This is a genomic window from bacterium (assembly GCA_016703265.1).
In the GTDB taxonomy this organism is placed as follows: Bacteria; Krumholzibacteriota; Krumholzibacteriia; order LZORAL124-64-63; family LZORAL124-64-63; genus CAINDZ01.
Window position 1 is genome coordinate 219,303 of record JADJCK010000009.1, and the last position, 22,280, is coordinate 241,582.

Consider the following 22,280-nt stretch of genomic DNA (forward strand, 5'->3'; position numbering starts at 1 on the left):
TACCCGAGATTCGGCGGAATTATTCGATGCCTGCACCGCGGCGGAATCCAGTCGGCCGTGGAAAGCGGCGGCGCGGACGGAAATCACGCCGGCGCAAGTGCGTCGCCAACAGCCTACGAGAACCCGAGCACATCCATTATCACCGGATGCCCGTACTGCGCCCCACCGGTCAACACTCGCAGGTTCGGGAGAATCTGCGCCTCACCGCTCCCGTGCGTGTGCCCGCACAAGACCGTCATCTCCCGATCCGGCCGTGCCGACATCGCCTCGAGCAACGCTGACCCGACCGCCTGACAGCTGAAGAACGGCAGCCAGTTGTCGTCGGAGAACCCGCCCTCATGCCAGCACGACTCGCGGAACGGCGGCACGTGGGTCACCACAACCATGTGCCGGAACCGCGCCAGCGCATCCGGCAGCACGGAACGAAGGTGAGCGGCGGCCTCGTCGCCAAGAGCGTTCAGCTTCGCAAGACGCTCATCCGGATCTTCATGGAAGCCGCCGAACTCGCCGATCAGGTCGAAGTCGTTCAGCAGCACGTCGGTGCCGTGGTAGTTGCCCAGCCGTCCGTCACCCCACCCGTCGTGACCGACCAGGCATGTCTCGTCGGTGAACGGCACGACGCCCGCATCGGGCATCCAGTGCAGGTTCGGGGTCACGGCACACAGTGCGCGGATCTTCGCACGAACACCGGCGATGGAACCGCGATAGAAGTCGTGATTGCCGAGGACGAAATAGACCGGGCGCTCCACGCGGGCCACGATGTCGCGCAGGTGGCCGTCAACGCCAGGAGCCTCGGCGATGTCACCACTGATTACAAACGCATCGGCCTCGGTGCCCGCAAGCATGTTGAGAAACACCCCCATGGCCGGCGGGCGCAGGAAGTTCAGGTGGATATCGGTGAGCCAGGCCAGGGATTTCATGCGGCACACTACTTTTTGGAACCAGCGCCCGGCGCTTCCTTCTCGAGAGCCTCGCGAATCGCCTTCAGTTCCCGGCGGCGCTCATCGCTCGTTTCCGGGTAGCGCAGCGGCAGCTTCTCGAGCGCGGCGCAGATCACCTCGGAGACCGCCAGCCGCGCGAACCACTTGTGGTCCGCCGGGATCACGAACCACGGCGCTGCCTTCGAACTGGTCCGGTTCAGCATCTCCTCGTATGCCTGCTGGTAGTCATCCCAGAAGGAGCGCTCGCGGTAGTCTCCGATCGAGAACTTCCAGTTCTTGTCGGGTTCGTCGATACGCGCCAGGAAGCGCTCGCGCTGCTCTTCCTTCGAGACGTTGAGGAAGAACTTGAGCACGACGATGCCATTCTGCGACAGGTACTGCTCGAAGGATGTGATCTCGTCGAACCGCCGGTCCCAGATGCCGTCGCCCGCCACCGCACGGGGAAGACGCTGCCGCGCGAGCAGCTCGGGGTGCACGCGGACGACCAGCATCTCCTCGTAGTACGACCGGTTGAAGATGCCGATCATCCCCCGCGCCGGCAATGCCCGCGAGGCCCGCCAGAGATAGTCGTGATCGAGTTCCTCGTCCGACGGGACCTTGAAGCTGGTGACCTGGCATCCCTGTGGATTGACGCCCGACATGACATGGCGGATCACACCGTCCTTGCCCGCCGCATCCATGGCCTGGAAGATGATGAGCAGGGCGTACGCGTCCTGGGCGTAGAGCTTCTCCTGGAGATCGGACAGGCGCTGCACGTTCGCCGCGACGCGCGCCAGCGCGGCCTCCTTGTTGCGCAGGCCGGCGGTGAAGTCCGGATCGAAATCGGCGCGCAGGGACACGCGCGTACCCGGCGGCACCATCAGGCGGCGAAGGCCCAGCTCGACATCGTCCTTGCCGCCCACGGAAAGGCGGATCCTCTGGTCGGGATGCAAGCGTTCGTTGTCCATGGCGTTCAGCACTTCCTGATCAGGTAATGCAGGCCCGCTTCATCGCACCGACACCCATTCATAACCCTGGAACGGCGTGCCGATCGGGATCGTCATGATGCTGCGGAACATGCGTAGGTCGTCTGCGGTGGGCTCGCCCCAGCCGCCGTTCATCATCAGCTGCGTGTGGCCGAGCGCGTGACCCGCCATGTACAATGAATGCCCCAGCTCGTGGTTGATGACGCCGGCGGCCAGCGTCGCGTTGGCCAGGCTCACATTGATGGCAAGGATCATCCGCTGCGGCGCGTCGTAGCCCCAGTCGCGCTGGGATCGCGGCAGGTGCGTGTTCAGTCGGGCCAGGCCGTTGAACCCGCTGAGCACCTCGAAACTGAACCGGACATCGGCATCGTTGCTGTCCGCGACGGCCACCCAGGCGTCGCCGCCCATCAGCCCGTTCATGTGGGCCACCTGCAGGCGCGCGAGGCTGCCCAGATCGATGGTCCCGACCGCGTTCGAGCCGTCAGGAACGAAGACGGTGAGCGGATAGTGGTCCCACCGCATGAACGGCCCGGCCCAGAACCACTTCGTGACGCTGCCGAGCGCGACGATGTAGTTGTCGGCGAACGGATCCAGCATTTCGGTCCGGTCGACGAGGCAGATCGTCACCGGCGGCTCGCCGACGCCGATGGGCGCCGTCGTGAAATCGAACCAGGCACCCGTCTCCGTCGCCCCGGAGGCATCGTCCGGCGTGTTCGTCTGCAGGATGAAAGCGCTTTCATCGGATAGCGGCCCGAAGCGGAACCGGCCGTCAGGGGCTGTCAACGTGGACAGCCCGTGGGCCGGGATGGTCACCTCGACGCCCGCAGCCACTCCACCCCGGTCCGTGATGACAAGGCCGTCGATGAAGAAGCCGTCGGTGATGCGATGGTTCACGCTGCGCTCGATGGCCCCGTAGCTCCCCGACACATGGCGCGGCACCACGGTGATCCAGCCGGTGCGGCCCGGAACGATGTCGGGATGGCCGGCCTCGAAGATGGCGGCACCGATACGCGCGCTGCGCGGGAACGAGCCCAGCACGCGGGTGGTCGTCCGCCAGTTCTTCTCGTCGGCGGCCTCGTCGTAGTTGATGGCCACCACGACGGAATCGATGGGATCGGGCGGGAACTGCAGCCGGTCCGCGATCTCCCAGCGCACGTGGATGCGCGACGGGACGACAACGTCCGATGCGACGGCGAACGCAACGGCGCCGGGAACCAGCCGGCGCCCGTGCTGCCCGTATGCGGAGGCTGTATCGGTGGAGACCGGGTCGGGCGGCGGCGCCACGGAGCCCTCGTGTCCGCATCCGCCGCAAGCCAGGAGAACGACGATGGCCAGCAAGGCGCCACAGACACCGATTCGATGGTTCACGATCGCCCTCCCCGCTACCGATTCGCCTCCAGCGCGATGGCGATGTACACGAGGTCGTTCAGGCCCACCCGGCCATCCCAGTAAAGATCGGACCGGTAGTTGTACGGCCCGAAGTAGTCCTGCGCGAACAGGGCCACGTCGGTGAGATCCACCGCCAGGTCGCCGTTGAGATCGGGGCTGTTGAACATCAACCCCCCATCAAGGGTGAGCTCGCAGGTGACGTCCGGAGCCGAGAGCTCGGAATCGGCCGCGGTGCCGTGGCCGCCGCCGCGCAGGGGCAGGGCCACAGCAGTCATGCCGTCCGCGTCCGTGGGGCCGGTCACCTGTCCGGCGGGTTCGGCGAACACGAGGTGAGGCGACCGAGTACGCCCGGTGAGATAAGGCAACGAGATGCCAACTGCCGGCCCCTCCGGCTCGCACCAAAGGTTATCCAATTGCACTATGAGAGGGTACGGTTGCGTGACCGGGCCCTGGGCGCCGAACAGGAAGGAGATCGAAAGGTGGGGCACCGTCAGGCTGGGCGGCCAGAGAAGCATCGAGCGCACTTCCCCGTGCCGAGCCGGCACTTGCAATATCAGGGGCTCATTGGCGACAGCGGGAATCGCGACGATCAACAACGCCATGATCATAAGCAAACGACGAATCATTTCCAGCCTCCTCAGCTGTTCGGCGCCGAGATGACCGGAGATATGGCTGCTATCAAAGCACTTTCCCCGTTCCACGGCCCCGCAACGCCCCCATGAACGCGTAAGCATACGTCATCTCCGAGCCGAACGTCAATCGCGCCCCCGGCCGCCGCCTGCAACCAGCGCCAACGCCGCCTCGTTGACCCGTTCGCCGTACTGCCGCCGCAGCCCGTCGAGCGCCGCGCGCAGGCGTCGTTCACTCTCGGCGTCGAACCACGCGCGATCGACGGCGCTGCGCGCTTCGTCCAATGTTCGTGAACGCCGCGGCAACGCCTCCAGCACCAACGTCACGCGCCAGACCGAAGCGGCCAGCGAGTCGGGCCCCACCACCCCGAAGTCACCGGCGGCCAGGGAGCGTTCCGTCAAGGCGCGGTCGCCCCGTTCGTCAACCAGGTCGGGCACCCGTTCCGGCTGGGCGCGGTCGTGCGCAGCCAGGCTGTCCGCCCCCGCACGCGTGCGCAACCGCGCGGCCAGTCTCTCCGCATCCTCGCGCGTGGACAGGTGCCGCCGCACGATCTCCGCACGGGCCGGCAGGTCCCAGCGTGACGGATCGCGGTCATACTCGCGGCGCAGCGTCAACGAGTCGCGCGGCACCTGCGAGAACACATGCCGCACGGCCCAGGCCGTGGCGGCGAATCCCTCGGCCTGGTCGCGCAACACCCGCGCGTCGGCAGGCCTGGCCGGTGCGTCCGCCGGGCGCGCCTGCGCCCGCAGCAGCCGCTGGTACAGGGCCGTACCGATGAAGTCCCTGACCTGCCGCTCATCCGCCAGGTGCGGCCGGTCGAGCGCGCGCAGGAGCCGCCACTCCCCCAGCAGGTCGCGAACCCGGAACGGGCTTCCCGCGTGCGTGGCGATGACGGCGTCGGAGTCCGCGGCGGCAATCGCAGGAAAGCGTGTCATTTTGCGCGCGCGCTGCACCAGGTCGTCCTGTGCCGACGGTGCCGGCAAGGCGGCGAAGGCTTCGGCAAGGCGCCCCACCACGGCGTCGTCCCAGACCGGGGCGTTGCGGGCCAGTTCCAGGTCGCGCATGGCCGCGCCCAGCACGGCCGGATGGGTCACCGTGTCGCCCAGCGCGGCGCGGCGCGCGCGTTCGACCGTGTACGCGGAGTCCAGGGCGGCCTCGAAGGCGAGTTGATGGCCCACGCCGCGGTGTTGCGCGCTGTCCTCGGGCGTCCAGGCCAGGGGTTCGGCGGCGGTGGCCAGGCGCAGGGCGCGCCGGTCCAGTTGCGTGCCAAGCAGTTCGCGCACCTTTGCCGGCGAGAGGTCGCTTGCGGCGAGCCCACGCCGCTGCGCCGCGGCGCGCACGTCAGCAACCGTGATGGACTCGATGCGCGTGCCATCGGCCAGCTGGGCCACCACGGTATCCGGCAGGTCGGCGGCGGCGGTTGCAGGGCGAGCCGGGTGCGGCGCAACGGCCAGGATGCCGCTGACCAGCAGGCTCATGCGCAGTTCCGCAATCCCAGCCACCAGGCGCATGTTCCAGTCCCTTTCCCTTGGATCCCTGGGTCAGGCGTGCGCTCCCGCGCCCGCCCCCATGGAACGCCGGCCGGCCCCCAAACCCGGGAGCCGGCCGCGCGCCACGAACACTCATCTGCGAATGCGCCTACCGGTACTCGGCCTTGAGCGAACCCCAGCTCTGCGACTCGGTCGGCACGGTCGACTGCACCGTCTCCACCTTGTAGTGCGGGTTGCTGAAGGTCTGGCCCGTGATAACGTACCAGCCGGCGGCCTGCGCGGAATTGGCCGCGTAGAAGCCATTGTTGGTCGTGCCCACAGCCGGGGCGTTCGCGTAGCTCAGCACCGTACCCAGGCGGGTGGCGCCGACAACGTTGCTCAGCTGCTGCGTGATGAAGATATCGGCCGACGGCAGGGTGATCAGCACGACGTTCTCGATGTCCGTCGTCGTGTAGATCGAGTAGAAGCCCATGCCCAGCGCACCCAGGCCGACAGTGAAGCCGCCGACATAGGCGCCGGCGTTGGCCAGGTCGTAGAAACGGATCGTCTCGGTGGCCGAGACCAGCGGGCCCGTCGACGAATTGGAGCAGAAGACCGCGAACTTCACGGCGCTGACATCCTCGCCGATACCACCGGCCAGCATCATCTGCTCGCCATAAAGGGCGCTCATGTCGGGGCTCGAGGTCGCCGCGGAAACGACCTGGTTGGTCGAGTCGTAGACGACGTTCGTCACCAGGGCGCTCGAAGCGCCGAGGTCGCCGCTCAGGCTGATCACCGGCTGGTCCTGGAGGCCCAGCACGGGCTCGGCGATCTCGGCAGCCGCCGCGGGGCCGGCCAGGAGCGCGAGCGCCAGCGCCGCGCACGTCAAACGGGACACGTTCGCAAACATGTTCATGGGAAGTTCTCCTCAGTTGTGGGCCTGTGAATCGGAACCATGCACACGGGACCAGGTAAAAAAACGACGGCGCGAGCCGCCTCCCTGCCCCCGAGCGTGCTCATCCCCGACAGCATTACTCTACGCTGAATGCGGACAATAAGTCAATATTGAACAAATTCGATACCGGGCGGCGCCCCGGTGCGCCGCTGGGCGCGTGCCGGCACCGGCGCCGCGGCAATTGTCCCGAAACCGTGATACTTGCGCCGGCACAAGTGCAGCGGCATCCGAGCGAGGGAGACAGAACGAGGTCGATGGCCGATGAGGTCAGCGGTAAGTCGCCTTCACCCCGCCCCAGGTCGTGGACTGCTCCGAAACCGCATCGCAAGGCAGGTAACTCGGCTCCATGCGGGAAGCGTTGATGTAGGGACCTTCCATGCCCGCCAGAAGCTCCCCGTAGAGCGCCATGACCTGCCCCGTGCCCGCCAACGCTGCCGCGCCGGGCGGATAGGTGCTGGCGAACCACGAGAGCTCCGGCCAGCACATCTCGGTGCAGCTCTCGAAATAGAGGGTGCCGGCAATCTCGACGAAGCGGCCGACGACCGTGGGCCCGGGCAGGCATTCGGCGTGGGCGTAGTGCTGTCGCTGCTGCCACGCGATGACGGTCCGGTTGCCGTCGACATCGACAGCCAGAATCCGGTAGAGCGCATCGAACCAGGCATTGTCCGGGGTGACCGACAGGTCGAGGTGCGTCTGGCCGAGGGCAGGCCAGGGCAGCACATCCGTCACTTGCGCGTCAGGGGCGCACAGGCCGATCATCTCGCGATCGACGACCCAGCCGACGAAACCGGCGGGCGGCCCTGCCGTCACGGTGAAGTCGATGGACAGGAGCACGTCATCACCGGCACAGGCGGCGGTCATCAGGACGGTGGTTCCCGCCGGCGGATCGGCCTTGGCCGGGGAGGCACCGGCCAGGGCCACGCCGGTAAAGGCAGCGAGAAACAAGCGGGCAGCGTTGCGCATCATCGACCTTCTTCGTTTCCAATTTGACGCGGCACCGATCGCATACATGATACCAGATTGTCGATCCAATGTCTGCATGTCCGGTGTTGCCGCAGCGAACAGGACCCGTCTACTTCGGCGGCAAAGACTCCAGGATCGCGTAGACAACGTCATCGACCCACTCGCCCTTGAACCACAGACTCTCGTGGAAATGCGCCTCCCGCCGCATCCCGACGCGCTCGAGGAGCGCGAGCGATCGGGCATTGCGCGGATCCGCCGAGGCGAATACGCGGTGCTTGGCCAGCGGACCCAACAGATGGCCGATCAGTCCGGACACCGCCTCGGTCGCATAGCCACGGCCCTGATACGCTGGCGCGAGTGTGAAGCCGATCTCGACCTGCCGGGGATCCTCCGCCGTGACGCGCACGCCAAGGTCACCGATCAGCAGGCCCTCGGCGCGCAACCGGATCGCGAGCTGGCACCAGGGCCCCGGATCGCCGAACTTGACCGATTGCGTGCCGGCGATGAACTGCTCGACGTCGGCCAGCGAACGGGGCTCGAAAGACTGGAAGCGTCGCACTTCAGGCAGGCACCGATACGCAAAGACCTCAGCGGCATCAGCCGCGGCCATGCGCGAGATCTCAAGACGATGCGTCAGAATCAATGCTTTCACGCGACCTCGCTTGCCAGCCACACATGCGCCGTCCGCGCCGGGACGAACAGCCCGAACCGGTCGCCGGACATCTGCATCACATGCCCCTGGATGAGCTCCCTGTAGGCGCCGGGATTCCCCAGTCCCCAGGTGCCGAACTCCGCCCACTGGCCGAAGCCGGCCTTGTTGATGGCCACGATGCCCCGCTCCCCGCGCCGGAAGACCAGCAGCGTGTCGCTCACGTGGAGCACGTCCATCGACGTGCCGTGCACCGCGTTGTGGAAACGCACCATGGCCGCCAGGTCCGGCCGCTTCCAGGCGTCGAGCCACCGGTCCCGATCCGCCGCGTGGGGTGACTCGTTGTGGTCGGAATAGACCAGAGGCACCCCGCCATCGCGACCGAGGATGAACGCGTGGGCCAGGTGCTCATCCTGGCGGTCGAGCAGCCAGGGCCGGAACACCTCGTTGTGGGGGATGTCGTGGTTCACGACGAAGGTCACGGCGCGATCCCACGGCAGGGCGTTGCCGTCGTTCGCTGGACTCGTCAGCGCGCGCAGGGAACCGCCGGGGCTGAACGCCTCCCGGATGGTCGCGAAGAGCGGAAAGTCGTAGGCCGACATCCAGGTCTCGCGCAGGAACGGACCGAGGAACACGCGCTCGTCCTGATCGCTGCCTGCCAGCACCTCGCCGAACCAGAACTTGTTCCGCACTTCCGGACGATCGGCGATGTTGTCGATCATGCGCTCGGTGATGTGCTTGATGGCATCGACGCGAAAACCGTCGAAGCCCATGCCGACCATCGCGTCCACCAGCAGGCGCTGCTGCTCCAGCACCCACGCGGAGTCCCGCAGGTCGGGCAGTCCCGACAGGTTCTGGAGTTGCACCGCCTCGCGATCGGCCCATTCCCCGCCCTCGATCTCGCCGGCATGGTTGAAGTCGAGCGCCGTGAACAGCCCCGTGCCGAGGTCGCCGTACAGGCGATTTTCCCCGTAGACGTCAGGCTGCCGGCGATAGCGCTCCAGTTCAGCCCGACCGGGAAAGTCGAAGCGGTCGTCGCGGGCCTCGTTGGCCATGTGGTTGAGCACCAGGTCGGCATACACGCAGATCTTCGGCTCACGGCCATGGCAGGCCGCGATGAGCGCCGCGAGTTCCTTCTTGCCGCCCAGGTACGACAGCAGCACGCGGTAGTCCTTCGGCTGGTAGCGCTGCCACCATTCCTGCCCGTCGGGATCGGAGTAGAGCGGCGGCGGAATCAGGATGGCCCCGTAGCCGGCGTGCCGGATATGCTCGATGTTGTCGAGGATGTCGGCGTAGCTCCAGTTGAAGGCGTGAAGGATGACGTCGCGCACTGTTTCAACTCCCGGTTCATGACCAACAGAAACTGTAGTGCCGCCGAGGCCGAATCAGTCGACCGGCGACGGTGTCAGGTCGCCCCACACCACGCCGAGAGGAACTGCGTAGATACGGTCACCCAGAGGGACCATTGATTCTCCGTCGTAGAGCAGAACTCCGCAACGGAAGCGTTTGCCGCTTGCGTCGCGCAGTCGCTCAAGTCCGCGACGATCGGCATCGCGAAGTGTCGCCGCGGCTTTGACCTCGATACCGACGATCCGGCCGGGGCCTCGCTCCAGGACTATGTCGACTTCCTGCTGATCCTTGTCCCGGTAGTGGGAAAAGCGCAAGTCGTGTTCCCACCCGCTGGCCTGGCGGCGGAGTTCCTGGACGACGAATGTCTCGAGCAGTTGCCCCAACAGCGTGCGATCGCGGATCAGGTCGTCGGCCTCGACGCCGAGCAGCGCGCACGCCAGGCCCGTGTCGGTCATGTGGAGTTTAGGTGTCTTGACCAGGCGCTTCAGTCGATTGGCATGCCAGGCCGGCAGCTCTTCCACGAGAAACACATGACGCAACAGGGTCAAGTAGTCCCGCACTGTCGTGCGGCTGACGCCGAAAGGCCCGGAGATCTCGCTCACATTGACCAGGCGGGCCGTCTGGCCTGCGGCCAGTTCCAGCAGGCGGGGCAGGATGTCGAGCCTCTGGATGCGGGCGAGGTCACGGACATCCCGCTGGACTATCGCTTCCAGATAGTCGCGGACCCAAGCCCGCCGACCGCGTTCGGTGTCCCGCCGTACCGCCTCGGGGAATCCGCCCCGGACAATGAGATCGGCCACCTTCGGTCCAAGCCGTTCGCCTTGGGCCACCTTGAAGTCGGCAGCGAAGATCCTATCGAGGAACGTCGGCTGACGATGAGCGATCTCTACTTCGCTCAGGGGATGGAGACGAACGATCTGCATCCGGCCGGCGAGGGAATCGGCCACGCTCGGAACAAAGAGCGCATTTGCCGAGCCCGTCAGCAGGAAGCGTCCGGACCGTCGATCGCGATCAACCGACTGCTTGATGGCGAGGAACAACTGCGGGACCCGCTGGACCTCGTCGATCGTGACCGGGCCTTCGAGGTCGAGCACGAAGCCGGCAGGGTCCGCCTGCACAGCCAGGAACGTCGCGGGGTCATCAAGGGTCAGGTACCGGCGACCATCGTCCGCGCCAAAGCTTCGTGCCAGTGTGGTCTTGCCACATTGGCGGGGCCCGTGCAGCAGCACCACCGGGGAATCGGCGAGGGCCTCGCGCAGGCGGGATCGGACCAGTCGGGGATGGTGGCCGGTTGTGTCCATGCGTCTCATTGTCGACCTGTTCTCGTCCAATTGCAAACTTAATTGCGTCCAATCGTCATTTTATGCTCGTCCAATCGCCATCTACTGTCCGCAACATATTGTTTTACAATATTTTACCATCCAATGTCGAGTATGCCCTACCCTGGAGCTACCAACCCCAGGATCGCCTCCGGCACCTCCGCCTCGAACGTCATCAGCCGCCCATCATGCGGATGCGGGAACGAAAGCGTCCGGGCGTGCAGCGCCATCCGCGCGACACGGTCGCCCTTCTTCCCGTACTTCGCATCGCCGGCCACGGGATGCCCGGCCTCGGCGAGATGGACGCGGATCTGGTTCTTCCGCCCGGTCAGGAGCGTGATGTCGAGCAGGCTGAAGCGGGGCGTTTCCCTGATCACCCTATAGAGTGTCTCGGACCACTTGCCCTTGGCTTCGTCGGGGGTGGAATAGACGAACTGGTCCGCATTTTCGGCCAGGTAGCTGGCGAACGTCCCGCTCTTCTCGGCGAGACATCCGTGCACCACCGCAGTGTAGTGCTTCTCGACGTCCTTCCAGTTCCCCTTCAGGTGCTGCTGCACGGCCGCGCTCTTCGCGAAGATGAGCAGGCCCGAGGTTTCGCGGTCGAGCCGGTGGACGGTGTAGGCGCGGATCCACGCCCGGTTGCTTCCCTTGCGCAGGTAGTTGGTGAGCAGTCGTTCGGCGGTGGCGTTCCGGTCGCCGTCGTAGCTCGTCGTGAGCAGGCCGGGTTCCTTGCAGACCACGAGGAGGTCCGGATCCTCGTGGAGGATCCGGAGGCCCCTGATGGGGTGGCGATTGGGTGCTGTTGGCCTGCGGTTCATGGCAGGCATCGTATACGTCCGCGCAGCCGTGTTCAACTACTGTGGACGCGCATGCCGCCGCCGCCCTCAGGCTCCCAGGCTGTAGCAGACCACTTCGAAGGGACGGGCCTCGCCATCGTCGTCCTCGTCCACATCCGAGCCACCCTGGATCATCATGATCGTCATTCCCGCCCCGCCGCTCGTGCTGACGCTCGACGGCGCCTTGAGGGCCTCCTTGAACACGTAGAGCCGGTCCCCGACGATCGTGAAGTCGTCCCGGGCGTCATCGTAGTCCACGCCGTCGATGCGCACCGTCCGCACGAAGCGGCCGGCCGGGTCGATGACGTCGAAGACGCCGAGCGAACCCTTGGCACGGGCGCGGGAGCCCTGGCTGCTGGCCACCCACAGCGAGCCGTCGGGGCGCGGGAAGACCGCGGAAATGTCCCGGGCCCGCTCTTCGACGGCCATCTGGACGCCGGAGAAGCGCGCGCTCATGGCTTCGGCCTGCTTGCGGGCGGCGGCGAGCTGCTCGTCGGAACGGCGGAGCGTCTCATAGGTACGGCCGACGATCCGCGTCAGCTTTCCCCGGCTGTCGTAGTACTCGAGCCGGTATTCGAACGGGCGCGGGAAGAGTCGAGCTTGATGGAAACGCGGCCGCCGGCCTGGACTTCCTTCCGCTCGCGCACCACCACGGCCTTTGAACCGTCGGCGCCATGTCGGACCAGCGAATGGTTGACCGTGGCGCCCGCACTGTCGACGCTCGTGCGGATGCCGCCGAGGATCACCTGGTCGCCATCCACCGCCACTCTCTGGAGGTGCTGCATGCCGGTGTGGCCGTCGCCGCCGGGGTGGAAGCCGGGCCGCGGATCGCCGCCCGGAGCCAGGCACACGATCTGTCCGGGCATCATCTCCAGGACGCCCAGCGAACCGTCGGGCATGAAGACCAGCTGGCTGGCGTTGCGGAACTCGCCGGGGCCATCGCCCTCCTTGCCGATCTGGCGCACGATGTCACCCGAGGGCGAGATCACGAACACGGTACTGAGCACCGAATCGAGCAGGTAGGTGTTGCCCTGGCCGTCGACGATCGCGTCCTTGGGCAGGCCCAGGAGGGGGTCGTTCGTCTCGTCGGCCCCCAGCCGCCACTGCTGGACGGCGGACACGATGCCGGCGCCGTCGCGCGGGATCGCCGGGTTCATCAACACCGGAACCCCGTTTTCGCTCGACTCGACAAGGCCCCAGGTGGAAGCCGCAGACACCGGCTGGACGGCAACCACCGCCAGGAGACCGGCCAGGCACAGGAACGACTTGAACGAAGACATGGGCTATTCTCCCTGCTGGGGACTGGATGCCGCCGGTGCCGGCGGCATGGCAACGGCGGTACAACGGAAACGATAGCCCGTCGGTTGCCCGGGCGCGGGTTAACAGATGTTAATTCAGGTTAAGGACCTTCGGCGACCGCGACCGGCGGCTGCCCATCGGTTATCATGAAACCATGATGCTCTCGCGACGCAGGTTGGGCCTGACCGTAGGCCTGTTGTCCGGTGCCCTGGTCGGCCTGATGGCCGTCCAGGGCCCGCTGCTGCACGATGCGTGGCGCCAGAAGGAGAAAGCCCTCGAGCGCAACGTCCTGTCGGCGCTGGTCCGCGCCGTGCAGCAGGTCGAAGTTGCCGAAATCGCCCACCGGGCCGACGACCTGATGTCGCGGACGACAGGTCGCGACGCCGCGCCGCCGATCGTACACCGGTCGAACGGCACCCCGGTCACCGGCGACTCCCTGATCGTGATGTACTCACGGGACGCCACCTGGGTCGACCGTCCGGACAGCGCGCACGCGATGAATATCACGCTGACCATCGAGGGCGACCGCGCACGGCTGATACGGCACGTCGTGGGCGAACTCGTCGATCTGCAGCCGCCGCCGGTGGCGTTGCGGCTTGCCCAGGTCAACCTGGACTCGGTGCTGACGGCCGAACTCCGGGCGGCGGGAATCGACCTCGAGCCCAGATTCGCGGTGCTTTCTGCCGACGGCGACTCGGTGGCGGCGTTCGGACCGGCCGACGTGTCGCTCAGGTCCTCGCGTTTCCGCGCCCGCCTGTTTCCCCTGGATCGCTTCGGCCCCCGCTTCGACCTGGTGTTGGGCTTCCGCAACGAGGACGCGTTCGTGCTGCGCCAGATCGCTCCGCTGCTGGGCGCTTCGCTGGTGCTGCTGACGGTCGTCGTGATCGGCTTCGCCCGCACGGTGGCGGCGTTGCGCGAGCAGCAGCGCTTCGCGCGGCAGGTGGTCGGCTTCGTCAACAACATGACGCACGAGTTCAAGACGCCCCTGTCGACGATCTCTCTGGCCAGTGAAGCCATCGGCCGCGGGCCCGAGCCGGCCGCGATGGTCCGTTACAACGGCATGATCCGCGAGGAGACCGACCGGCTGGGCCGGCAGGTGGACATGATCCTGCAGGTGGCCAGACTCGAGGGCGGCGACGTCGAGTTGAACCGCGCCCCACTTGACGGCAACGAACTGGTGCGTGAGATCTGCGCCGCCTTCGTCCTCCAGGTCGAAGCGCGCCGGGGCAGGCTGGAGTGGGCGCTGACCGGCCAGGCCGTGCCGCTGACGGGCGATCGCCACCACCTGGCCAGCGTGCTGAACAATCTGCTGGACAACGCGCTCAAGTATTCGCCGCAGGCACCGGACATCCGGGTGACGACCACCATTCAGGGCCACGAACTGGAGCTCGCCGTGGCCGACCGCGGCCTGGGCGTGGCGCGCGGCGATCGCGAGCGCGTCTTCGAGCCCTACTACCGCTGCCCCACCGGCGACCGGCACGACGTCAAGGGCTTCGGTCTGGGCCTGAGCATCGTGCGCCTGCTGGTCAGCGCCCACGGCGGGCGCGTCGCCCTCGACGAGAACCCCGGCGGGGGCACACGGGTGACCATCCGCCTTCCGCTGGCGGACCCGGAGGATCCGGCATGATTGACCGGCGCCGCATACTGCTGTTGGAAGACGATCCGAATCTGGGCCTGATCATCCAGGAATCGCTGGAGAGCCGCGGATTCGCGGTCACGTTGTGCCGCGACGGCCGTCTGGGGCTGGACGCGTTCGCCGTCGCCACGTTCGAACTGTGTCTCGTCGACGTGATGATGCCGGCGGTGGACGGCTTCGCGTTCGCGCGCGTCGTCCTCGAAAAGCAACCGCACCAGCCGCTGATATTCCTGACCGCCCGCTCACTGACCGCCGATCGCCTGACCGGGCTGCGCCTGGGCGCCGACGACTACATCACCAAGCCCTTCAGCATGGAGGAACTGGTGCTGCGCATCGAGGCCGTGCTGCGGCGCACCGGTCGGCCGGCCGACACCGCGGCCGGGCCTGTTCCGGTGGGCGCGTTCACGTTCGATCCCGATCGGCGGACGCTGACGTTCGGCCGCGATGTGCGCTCACTGACCGACCGCGAAGCGGGGCTGTTGCAGTTGCTGGCGGAGCATCGGGGTCAGATCGTCCCGCGCGCCCAGGCCCTGACGCTGCTCTGGGGTGACGACACGTATCATGCCGGCCGCAGCATGGATGTCTTCGTCTCGCGCCTGCGGAAGCTGTTGGCGGATGATCCGAACGTCGAGATCCGCGCCGTCCACGGGCGCGGCCTGAAATTGACCGTCCGCGATTGAGGGAAGCGGGCGAGAAGATTCGCCGGCGAGCAGGCATCCCGATCACTTCCCGAACGGGAACCACCGTACCCCGGCCATGAACGACACCCCTCCCACGTCCACATTGAAGCTCTCGGTACCGAAGAAGGTCTCATCGGTTTTGGCCCACAAGTACTGGGCCGACACGAACACCTCGGTCTTTTCGTTATCGGAGGGTATCTCCACACCCGCCCCAACGACGATCCCGGTGGTGGACAGCTTGTCGGTGTGGTTCTGCGAGTCGACCACGGAGATCAGGTCGCCGATGGAATCCTCGTACTCCGTTCCCTCGTAGAGCAGGATGTCGGTCGTGACGCTGACCAGGTCCAGGCCGCCGAAGAGCGCGAGCTTCAGGTTCTCCCCGGACTGGAAGACGCCCAGGATCTCCAGGTCCCGCTGCTTCCATTCCACCTTCATCCCCTGCTCGTAGTACAAGGTGCCGGACGTCTCGCCGTAACTCTGCTGCGACGACTTCGTGATGTTCACCCCGTAGCCCACCTGCACGGCCAGGGCAGGATTGATGCGGTAACCGACCACGGGCTTGAGTCCCAGCAGGATCTGGTCGGTCCAGGCCAGGCCGACGGCACCGGCGCCCTCGGTCGCCAGCGGGCGGCCGATCTCGAATTCGTAGACATCCCAGGTTCCGGTGCCGTTCACCCACGTGGCGATGGGCCCGCCTCCAAGGTAGACGCCGGAGTCGGGACCGCCGGCCACAGCGACGGCAGCGGCGGTTGACAGCGTCAGCATCAGGCACAGCGACAACACATTCGCCTGGAAACTCGGCTTGGATCTCAAGGTGGGTTCCATTTCCGGAGTGGTGACCGGCGGTGGTGGGGCCGGGGCCGCGAATCACCCTGAAAATACAACAGTGGACAGGCAACCGACAGCAGGAAGATCAGGTGTCTGTCCGCTGCGGAACGCGCGATGTCACCATTACAATTCGGCGGTCGCCTGTTCGACACCGTTGCCGTTACCGCCGACCACCAGCACCTTCGTGTTGGCGAGCAGGGTTACAGTCTGGTACATGCGTGCGACCAACGGGCTTCCGGTCATGGACCAGGTGCCGGTGTCCACGTCGTAGATCTCCGCGACTCCCCCCACGATCAATACCCTGCCGTCGGCAAGCACCGTCGCGGTGTGGAGGGTGAGCCCGGTCGCCATGTTCGTCGCCGGTGTCCACGCATTGGTGCCCGGGTCATACAGCTCGGCATTCGCGGTGGGATTCATGTTGTACCAGCCCCCGGCCACGAGGACCTGTCCGGTGGCAAGCAGGGTGGCGGTGTGTTCATAGTGGGCCAGCGTGAGGTTGCCGGCCGGCGACCACGCGTTGGTCTGCGGATCGTAGAGCTCGGCGCTTCCGAGCGGACCACCATACCAGCCGCCCGCCACCAGCACCTTCCCGTTGGCGAGCAAGGTCAGGGTATGTCCGACGCGCCCCGCCGCCGGAGTCCCCGTCAGTGACCAGGTGTTGGTTCCGGGGTCGTAGACCTCGGCGTACTCGGCACCACCGCCCTGGCCGCCCATCACCAGCACCCTGCCGTCCAGGAGACGCGTCGACGGATGCGTGCCGTGCGACCGGTTCATGCTCCCGGCCGGGGACCATGTGTTGTTGACCGGGTCGTACAGTTCCGCACTGGCAGTGTAGAAGCCGCCGACGCCGTCATACCCGCCCGCCACCAGCACCAGGCCGTTGTCCAGCAGTGTGGCGGAGTGATAGCTCCGCGGCGTGATGAGGTTCGATGCGGGAGCCCAGGAGTTCGTGCCCGGGTCATACAACTCGGCGCTCGCGGCGGCAACTCCGTACCCGCCCACCACGAGGACCTTGCCATTCGGCAGCAGCGTGGCGCTGTGCCCGACGCGCGCCGTACTGAGGCTTGCCGCCGGCGAGAAGAGCCCGCGCGGCGTGAGCGTGCAGGCGATCGCGATGTCGTCGACATTCGCCGCGTGGATCGCGCCCGCTCCGTGGGTCACGGTGCACCCATGATCGGGGGGCGACGCCAGCACGGTGACGTCATAGGTCTCACCGTCCGCGATGGCGACACCGAACGTAAGCCCCCGTTCGCGGTGAGCGTCAGGTCATCGGCGCCGTTGTTCCGGAGCGTGATGCTGTCGCCGATCGCGAGACCGGAGAGCCGGCCGCCGACCGTATAGGTTGCCCCCGGCCCGTGCGTGCCGCCTTCGTCGTCGCCACAGCCGCCCAGGCAGGCGATCACCAGCAGCAGCGGCATCGCGGCAAACTTCCTCGGGAACATGAAGACCCCTCCTGGCAGCGCCGATGTGGAATCGCGTGCCTGGAGTCTGCCATTATTGATATCGCCGTGTCAATATTTCCCCATGGCTACGCGACACTTGCGCCGGCGCAACTACCAGTTCGACCCGATGCCCGCCGCCGCGCCCTTCTCGCCGGCAGGAGCCAGTTCGGCGAACACCACCACCGGACCCAGCGCCAACCCCGATCCCACGGCGAGCTGGTAGTGGTGGACGTCGCTGCCGGTCACCGATGCGCCGCCGATCTCCCACCGCACAGGACCGCCGAACACCCGCGCGGCCGCATAGGGGAACACACCCTGCCCCACCGGCCAGCTCGCCTGAATGCCGACCCGCAGATCCGCCGCCCGATAGTCGGACTGCCCGCCGTCCGGACCCGACGTCCTGCCCCAGGTGAAGCCCAGGGTGCCCGAGAAGTCGATGGCCGGCGTCCAGCCGTCCGCCTGGCCGGTGCGATGAAGCACGCCGGCAAAGAACACGCCGCCCGAGTCGAAGTCATGGCGCGTGCCATCAGGCAGCTCGAGCCTTCCGTCGAGCAACGGTCCGAAGCCGGCCCGCACCTGGGTCCGGTCATTGATTCCGAAAAGCCCCGCGATCGACAATGAGGAAAGCTCGAGATCCGCGTCGCGGTCGCCGCTGAAAGCGACGGTGGAGTTCACGGCGCCGACGCCCAGCACCAGCTGAACACGGCGGCCGGCGGCCTCGTCGGCGTAGCATGATGCGGGCGGACCGCCCGGCACGACGACGCCTCAGGCGTGGGCTTCGAAGGGTGTCAGCGCCCCGGCCAGGACCAGGGCGGCCGCCAGCGGGAACATCGCACGTCGTTGATGGAACACGGGAACTCCTTCTGTCAGGGATGGCCGACGTAAACTACTGGCCGTCCTGCCAGCCCTGCTCCCCGTGCGAGTAGTCGCAGAACGGCGCGTTGCCCGAGCGGCCGCAGCGGCACAGGGCGAACGAGGTCGGTGAGGCGTTTGCGCACCACTTGGGCGCCTCGAAGGCCACCGGCCCGGTGATCTCGTAGGGGCCGTTCCTGACGATGCGCACGGACACCTCGGCCTCGTCGCGCTTGACTGTCTTGCCGTCCACGGTACACGTCAGCGCGCCGGACGGGCACCGGAGCACGGTGGCGACCACCTCGGCCACGGCAGCCCGGTCCGGCCGGATCCAGTCCTTGGCTCCGCTGACGAAGACGTCGGGCAGGTTGCGCACGCACTCGCCCGCGCCCGCGCAGATCGAACGGTTGAAGTGCACCGTGATGCCGGCGGCCTCGGCGTTCAGCAGCGCGTCGTTGGTGCAGCGATTCGCATCCTTGTAGCCGGCCTGGACGTGGGAGCCGTCGCAGAAGGGCTTGTTCTTCGATTCCCCGCAGCGGCAGAGGAAGACGTTCTTCTCCGGCGCGATGTCGGGCCCGACGGCCGAATGCAACACCGGAAACGGCTCGCCCTCGGCGCTCAGCATGATCGGGCCATTGGGCTTCAGCGCGATCCTGATGGTCATGAGCTGTCTCCTGGGTGCCGGATCTTCGTGGCCGGGGCCATGCTGGCCGGGCGGGGAACTGATGACAGAGCATACAAGGCACGATCGGCCGTCTCCGCAACCTGGCGACGCACTGCCGGCAGCACACAAGCTGCCGGGGTCGGCCGCCAACCCGCGCGGCGTCCCTTGTCCTGCGCACCCGGCAAAAAGAAGAGGCGGCAACGCCGCCTCTTCCCCGGACAGATCTGGATCATCCAAAGACCCGATCACTGGATGAGGATCATCTTCCTCGACTCGGAGAACTCGTTCCCCGCCAGGCGATAGAAATAGGTGCCGGAACCGACCGCGCGGCCCATGTCGTCCCGCCCATTCCATTCCCGCGTGTAGGTGCCGGCGCCCAGCGATCCGCTCTCGAGCGTACGCACTAGACGACCGGACACGTCGAAGATCGCCAGCGTCACCTGGCCCGCATTCTCGGGCACGGAGAAGCTGATCGTGGTCGACGGGTTGAACGGGTTCGGATGGTTCTGGCCGACGGCGAACCGCGAGGGCAGGACACCGTCATCCACGGCACTGACGAAAGTGTCGCACTCGTAGCCGGTGACATCGTTGATGCCCCAGCTGTTCAGGATTCCCAGGTCGTCGCCGGCGTTGTCCGAGATGATCAGGCTCCAGATGCCGTCAAGGGGCTGACCGATCAGGGTGGCGAGGCTCTGGGCCGGCGTCAGCGTCAGGGGGTAGTTGCCGATGACGTTGTCGGCGCTGGAGCCGGTCAGGTTGTGCAGGATGACCGACGTGCCGGCGGGCGACCGCAGCGTGACCCGCAGGTCGCCTCTCCAGGTGTGCGTGATGTTGACATCGACGTTGAAGTTGCTGGTCACCGTACCGCCGCTGCCGACGATGCTCAGCGTGCTGGTGACACCGGCGGGAGTGTTGTCGGGAATGGCCAGGGCCGGCGACACCGAAACGGCCGCGCCGTTGGGCAGGCCCGTACCCATCGAGAAATTGAGCGTCGTCGAGGGGCTGATCCCGCCGTCGTAGGTGACGACCAGCTGCAGGGCAATGGGATCACCGCAGACGAAGTCCGAGCCGACGGCCACCTCGAAGTCCACGAGATTCGTGCCCGTCGCGCCGAGCGTCAGGTCCGGGTAGGCCGAGGCGCCCTGCGGGACCTGGACCAGCGCGGTGCTGGTGCCGAGGGACGCGCTCAGCGCCGTCGCCCCGAGGGTACCCAGGTTCGCGAGCTCCACGGTCACGTGCACCAGTTCGCCCGGGTCGGCCACGCCGTTCGCCCCGGCATTCGAGACAGCCACCGATGCGATCGACAGGCTGGCCGCCGGAATCTGGATGATGTTGTGGACCAGGAATTTCTCGATGAAGACATCGGCGTGATTCCCGCCCGGCTGCAGAGCCGACGCCGCGGCGATCGTCAGGTTCGCCATGTCCCGCATCTTCAGGCCGCTTCCGATGCCGAAGTGGGATTCGAGGATGATCTGGTCGACGCTCTCCCGCGTGTAGCCCTGGCTCATGAGCGTGCGCAGGCTCTGGAACAGCGGCGTGGACCACAGTTCATCCGACTGGTAGCCGCCGGGGATGGAAGCGTGGGCGGAGTACGTGGTGGTCGACACGTACTGGGCGCCGGTGGCATTGAGGATCCGGCCGGGCCAGCACGCATCGCTGGTGCCGTGGCCGTCCCAGGTGTAGATCCAGTCGGGGAAGAAGGTATTGCCGTTGGGCTGGACATAGCTGTAGGAAGCCGCCCAGTAGTCGCCAAAGCCTTCGCCCATGGCGCCGGTGTCGCCGCCGGTCCAGTTGGCCGTGATGTCGTGCTGGATCGCATGGCCGTACTCGTGAAGGATCACGTCGGCGTCCTCGTTGTCGTCGACGCAGCCGTGGCCGAAGGCCAGGCGGTTCGACGCGGGGAGGAAGTACGAGTTGTCGGCGCCGCTCAGGCCGTCGGTATCGGTCTGGATGGGACCTTCCTGGATGCCCGTGGGGCCCGTGAAGCCCAGCGACTGCATGTAGCGCTGGTTCTGGTCCAGGTGGAAGTAGGTCATGGCGTCGTTGAAGGCGTTGTTGCCGCGCACGGCGGTCCAGTTGCCGTCAACGGTCGTGCTCGGCGCCGTCGTCGGCGCCTCGAAGTTGATGATGTTCACGAAGGGCCCCGTCACCCGGTACAACCCGCCGCTCAGGGTGATGTCCTGCAGGCTGCGGGTGAAGTAGGCCGCGGTGAAGGCGCTCGCAGCCGAAGCATCGGCCAGCGCGTTGTTGTTCAGCGTGGTGCGCGGATCGGGATCGAAGACAACGCCCGTGCCCAGTGCGAGAGTGCCGGCGGCGATGATGTCGTCATTGGCGCTCTTCTGGGCGGCAAAGCGATCGAACATCGCGACCCGGTCCCAGGCCGGCCCGGAAACGGCGGCCAGACGCTCCTCGGCCGTCAGGGTCTCTTCGGTGATCTTGCGAATCAGGCGCGTATCCTCGACCGAGACGACAGCGCCGGTCGCGGCATCGACGCGCACGTTCCAGGCGCCGTCCGGCGCCGACAGCGCCAGGTCGATCACGTAGTTCAGCCGGAAGCCTTCACCCTCGGGCGTATAGACGAGGCGCGACATGGGCGCGCCGCTGAGTTCACTCTGGGCACGCAGGTAGTCCCAGGCGATGCCGTAGGCTTCGTCGACGCCGACGGAGGCCTTGGTCTGCGCCGGCGCGTTCTTGACCGGATAGATGTTGTTGAAGACCTGGTAGACCCGGCCGTCCTTCTTGGACACCGAGACGATGAACTCGGCGTGATCGACGGGGATGCCGGCGATCTTCTGCTGGTAGACATGGTGGAATCCCAGCAGACTTTCGCGCACGCGGACCAGTTCCAGGTCCTCGGATGCCGCGGGCAGCCCATACCGATCGCCCATCGCTTCGACGTACAGCGGCGCCACATCGGCCGACCGCAGTCCGGCCGGTGCGCTCCACTGGGGCTCGAACTGGAGCTTCGGCGTGACCCGATGATCCTGGTGGTAAGTGTCCATGACGACCTTGACGGGACCGGCAGCCCCGGCGAGGGAAGCCGTGAGCATGCTCACCGCCAACAGGGTCCAGATCATTCGTAGGCGAGACTTCATGTTTAGCTCCTGTGTAATCGCCGGTTGCCGGCTCGTGGCCAGTGGGTGGTGATGAGACAACCTGCCGCCAGGGCCGGCGTCGTTCAGACCGCATGGAATCGGAGATTGTCCGTCATCGGCACCGTCAGGCGCAATCAGAAAATGCAAATCATCAACAAATCCGACGAGGCCATGAATTTGGGATCAATTTAGCATATTTGGTTGATTTCTGGACATTCTGGACCCTTGCACTCTTTCCTCCGCTGAAGAAGGACTTCGCCCTAGCGGGTCTTCCTGGCCGGCATCTCACGCCCGACCTGGTGCAGGATCAGGCCCGTC

21 protein-coding genes are annotated in these 22,280 nt (G+C 66.5%); 2 read left to right on the forward strand and 19 right to left on the reverse strand.

The features are described 5' to 3' along the window. Positions 1-113 precede the first annotated feature (113 nt). The 13 genes from IPG61_16770 to IPG61_16830 form a co-directional block, all read right to left on the reverse strand. Positions 114-920: a metallophosphoesterase gene (locus IPG61_16770; protein ID MBK6735693.1), complete on the reverse strand. Its 807-nt coding sequence runs from the start codon at positions 918-920 to the stop codon at positions 114-116. A gap of 8 nt (positions 921-928) precedes the next feature. Continuing rightward, positions 929-1,888: a polyphosphate kinase 2 family protein gene (locus IPG61_16775; protein MBK6735694.1), complete on the reverse strand. Its 960-nt coding sequence runs from the start codon at positions 1,886-1,888 to the stop codon at positions 929-931. Positions 1,889-1,927: 39 nt separating this feature from the next. Further along, complete coding sequence (locus tag IPG61_16780) at positions 1,928-3,274, reverse strand: hypothetical protein (protein ID MBK6735695.1); 1,347 nt, start codon at positions 3,272-3,274, stop codon at positions 1,928-1,930. A 14-nt stretch (positions 3,275-3,288) separates the two neighbouring features. Next, complete coding sequence (locus IPG61_16785; protein MBK6735696.1) at positions 3,289-3,921, reverse strand: hypothetical protein; 633 nt, start codon at positions 3,919-3,921, stop codon at positions 3,289-3,291. A gap of 129 nt (positions 3,922-4,050) precedes the next feature. Continuing rightward, a complete protein-coding gene (locus IPG61_16790; GenBank protein MBK6735697.1) occupies positions 4,051-5,436 on the reverse strand; it encodes a hypothetical protein in 1,386 nt (461 codons plus the stop codon). A gap of 127 nt (positions 5,437-5,563) precedes the next feature. Beyond that, entirely contained in the window at positions 5,564-6,310 is a 747-nt protein-coding gene (locus IPG61_16795; GenBank protein ID MBK6735698.1) for a hypothetical protein, read from the reverse strand. Between the two features lie 306 nt (positions 6,311-6,616). Next, positions 6,617-7,315, reverse strand: coding sequence for a hypothetical protein (locus IPG61_16800; GenBank protein MBK6735699.1), 699 nt, complete (start codon positions 7,313-7,315; stop codon positions 6,617-6,619). Between the two features lie 106 nt (positions 7,316-7,421). Further along, on the reverse strand, positions 7,422-7,922 hold the full coding sequence (locus tag IPG61_16805; GenBank protein ID MBK6735700.1) for a GNAT family N-acetyltransferase: 501 nt from the start codon (positions 7,920-7,922) through the stop codon (positions 7,422-7,424). A gap of 38 nt (positions 7,923-7,960) precedes the next feature. Further along, complete coding sequence (locus IPG61_16810; GenBank protein ID MBK6735701.1) at positions 7,961-9,292, reverse strand: alpha-amylase family protein; 1,332 nt, start codon at positions 9,290-9,292, stop codon at positions 7,961-7,963. A gap of 54 nt (positions 9,293-9,346) precedes the next feature. Further along, complete coding sequence (locus IPG61_16815; GenBank protein ID MBK6735702.1) at positions 9,347-10,612, reverse strand: ATP-binding protein; 1,266 nt, start codon at positions 10,610-10,612, stop codon at positions 9,347-9,349. Positions 10,613-10,749: 137 nt separating this feature from the next. After that, positions 10,750-11,457, reverse strand: coding sequence for an RluA family pseudouridine synthase (locus IPG61_16820; protein MBK6735703.1), 708 nt, complete (start codon positions 11,455-11,457; stop codon positions 10,750-10,752). A 57-nt stretch (positions 11,458-11,514) separates the two neighbouring features. Next, positions 11,515-11,922: a hypothetical protein gene (locus IPG61_16825; protein MBK6735704.1), complete on the reverse strand. Its 408-nt coding sequence runs from the start codon at positions 11,920-11,922 to the stop codon at positions 11,515-11,517. An 80-nt stretch (positions 11,923-12,002) separates the two neighbouring features. Continuing rightward, positions 12,003-12,746, reverse strand: coding sequence for a hypothetical protein (locus IPG61_16830; protein ID MBK6735705.1), 744 nt, complete (start codon positions 12,744-12,746; stop codon positions 12,003-12,005). Positions 12,747-12,919: 173 nt separating this feature from the next. Here IPG61_16830 and IPG61_16835 point away from each other — a divergent pair, with 173 nt between their 5' ends. Then, on the forward strand, positions 12,920-14,392 hold the full coding sequence (locus IPG61_16835) for a HAMP domain-containing histidine kinase (protein ID MBK6735706.1): 1,473 nt from the start codon (positions 12,920-12,922) through the stop codon (positions 14,390-14,392). Continuing rightward, a complete protein-coding gene (locus IPG61_16840; protein MBK6735707.1) occupies positions 14,392-15,081 on the forward strand; it encodes a response regulator transcription factor in 690 nt (229 codons plus the stop codon). Before IPG61_16835 ends, IPG61_16840 begins: the two co-directional genes overlap by 1 nt. Before the next feature lie 42 nt (positions 15,082-15,123). Here the strand turns inward: IPG61_16840 and IPG61_16845 are convergent, their stop codons facing one another. The 6 genes from IPG61_16845 to IPG61_16870 form a co-directional block, all read right to left on the reverse strand. Beyond that, on the reverse strand, positions 15,124-15,894 hold the full coding sequence (locus IPG61_16845) for a hypothetical protein (protein ID MBK6735708.1): 771 nt from the start codon (positions 15,892-15,894) through the stop codon (positions 15,124-15,126). 138 nt (positions 15,895-16,032) lie between these two features. Then, positions 16,033-17,070, reverse strand: coding sequence for a hypothetical protein (locus IPG61_16850; GenBank protein MBK6735709.1), 1,038 nt, complete (start codon positions 17,068-17,070; stop codon positions 16,033-16,035). Further along, complete coding sequence (locus IPG61_16855) at positions 17,067-17,351, reverse strand: hypothetical protein (GenBank protein ID MBK6735710.1); 285 nt, start codon at positions 17,349-17,351, stop codon at positions 17,067-17,069. The genes IPG61_16850 and IPG61_16855 overlap by 4 nt, the downstream gene beginning before the upstream one ends. A gap of 111 nt (positions 17,352-17,462) precedes the next feature. Further along, a complete protein-coding gene (locus tag IPG61_16860; GenBank protein MBK6735711.1) occupies positions 17,463-18,026 on the reverse strand; it encodes a hypothetical protein in 564 nt (187 codons plus the stop codon). Positions 18,027-18,237: 211 nt separating this feature from the next. Then, positions 18,238-18,867: a CDGSH iron-sulfur domain-containing protein gene (locus tag IPG61_16865; GenBank protein ID MBK6735712.1), complete on the reverse strand. Its 630-nt coding sequence runs from the start codon at positions 18,865-18,867 to the stop codon at positions 18,238-18,240. Positions 18,868-19,112: 245 nt separating this feature from the next. After that, entirely contained in the window at positions 19,113-21,962 is a 2,850-nt protein-coding gene (locus tag IPG61_16870) for a proprotein convertase P-domain-containing protein (GenBank protein MBK6735713.1), read from the reverse strand. Positions 21,963-22,280: the final 318 nt, after the last annotated feature.

Excerpts from the sequence above, each read along its gene's own strand:
- IPG61_16835 (MBK6735706.1), top strand. The coding sequence starts at position 12,920 with ATGATGCTCTCGCGACGCAGGTTGGGCCTGACCGTAGGCCTGTTGTCC.
- IPG61_16825 (MBK6735704.1), bottom strand. The coding sequence starts at position 11,922 with ATGAGCGCGCGCTTCTCCGGCGTCCAGATGGCCGTCGAAGAGCGGGCC.
- IPG61_16805 (MBK6735700.1), bottom strand. The coding sequence starts at position 7,922 with ATGGCCGCGGCTGATGCCGCTGAGGTCTTTGCGTATCGGTGCCTGCCT.
- IPG61_16820 (MBK6735703.1), bottom strand. The coding sequence starts at position 11,457 with ATGCCTGCCATGAACCGCAGGCCAACAGCACCCAATCGCCACCCCATC.
- IPG61_16770 (MBK6735693.1), bottom strand. The coding sequence starts at position 920 with ATGAAATCCCTGGCCTGGCTCACCGATATCCACCTGAACTTCCTGCGC.
- IPG61_16830 (MBK6735705.1), bottom strand. The coding sequence starts at position 12,746 with ATGTCTTCGTTCAAGTCGTTCCTGTGCCTGGCCGGTCTCCTGGCGGTG.
- IPG61_16855 (MBK6735710.1), bottom strand. The coding sequence starts at position 17,351 with ATGTTCCCGAGGAAGTTTGCCGCGATGCCGCTGCTGCTGGTGATCGCC.
- IPG61_16775 (MBK6735694.1), bottom strand. The coding sequence starts at position 1,888 with ATGGACAACGAACGCTTGCATCCCGACCAGAGGATCCGCCTTTCCGTG.
- IPG61_16815 (MBK6735702.1), bottom strand. The coding sequence starts at position 10,612 with ATGGACACAACCGGCCACCATCCCCGACTGGTCCGATCCCGCCTGCGC.
- IPG61_16870 (MBK6735713.1), bottom strand. The coding sequence starts at position 21,962 with ATGAAGTCTCGCCTACGAATGATCTGGACCCTGTTGGCGGTGAGCATG.
- IPG61_16865 (MBK6735712.1), bottom strand. The coding sequence starts at position 18,867 with ATGACCATCAGGATCGCGCTGAAGCCCAATGGCCCGATCATGCTGAGC.
- IPG61_16800 (MBK6735699.1), bottom strand. The coding sequence starts at position 7,315 with ATGATGCGCAACGCTGCCCGCTTGTTTCTCGCTGCCTTTACCGGCGTG.
- IPG61_16795 (MBK6735698.1), bottom strand. The coding sequence starts at position 6,310 with ATGAACATGTTTGCGAACGTGTCCCGTTTGACGTGCGCGGCGCTGGCG.
- IPG61_16785 (MBK6735696.1), bottom strand. The coding sequence starts at position 3,921 with ATGATTCGTCGTTTGCTTATGATCATGGCGTTGTTGATCGTCGCGATT.
- IPG61_16790 (MBK6735697.1), bottom strand. The coding sequence starts at position 5,436 with ATGCGCCTGGTGGCTGGGATTGCGGAACTGCGCATGAGCCTGCTGGTC.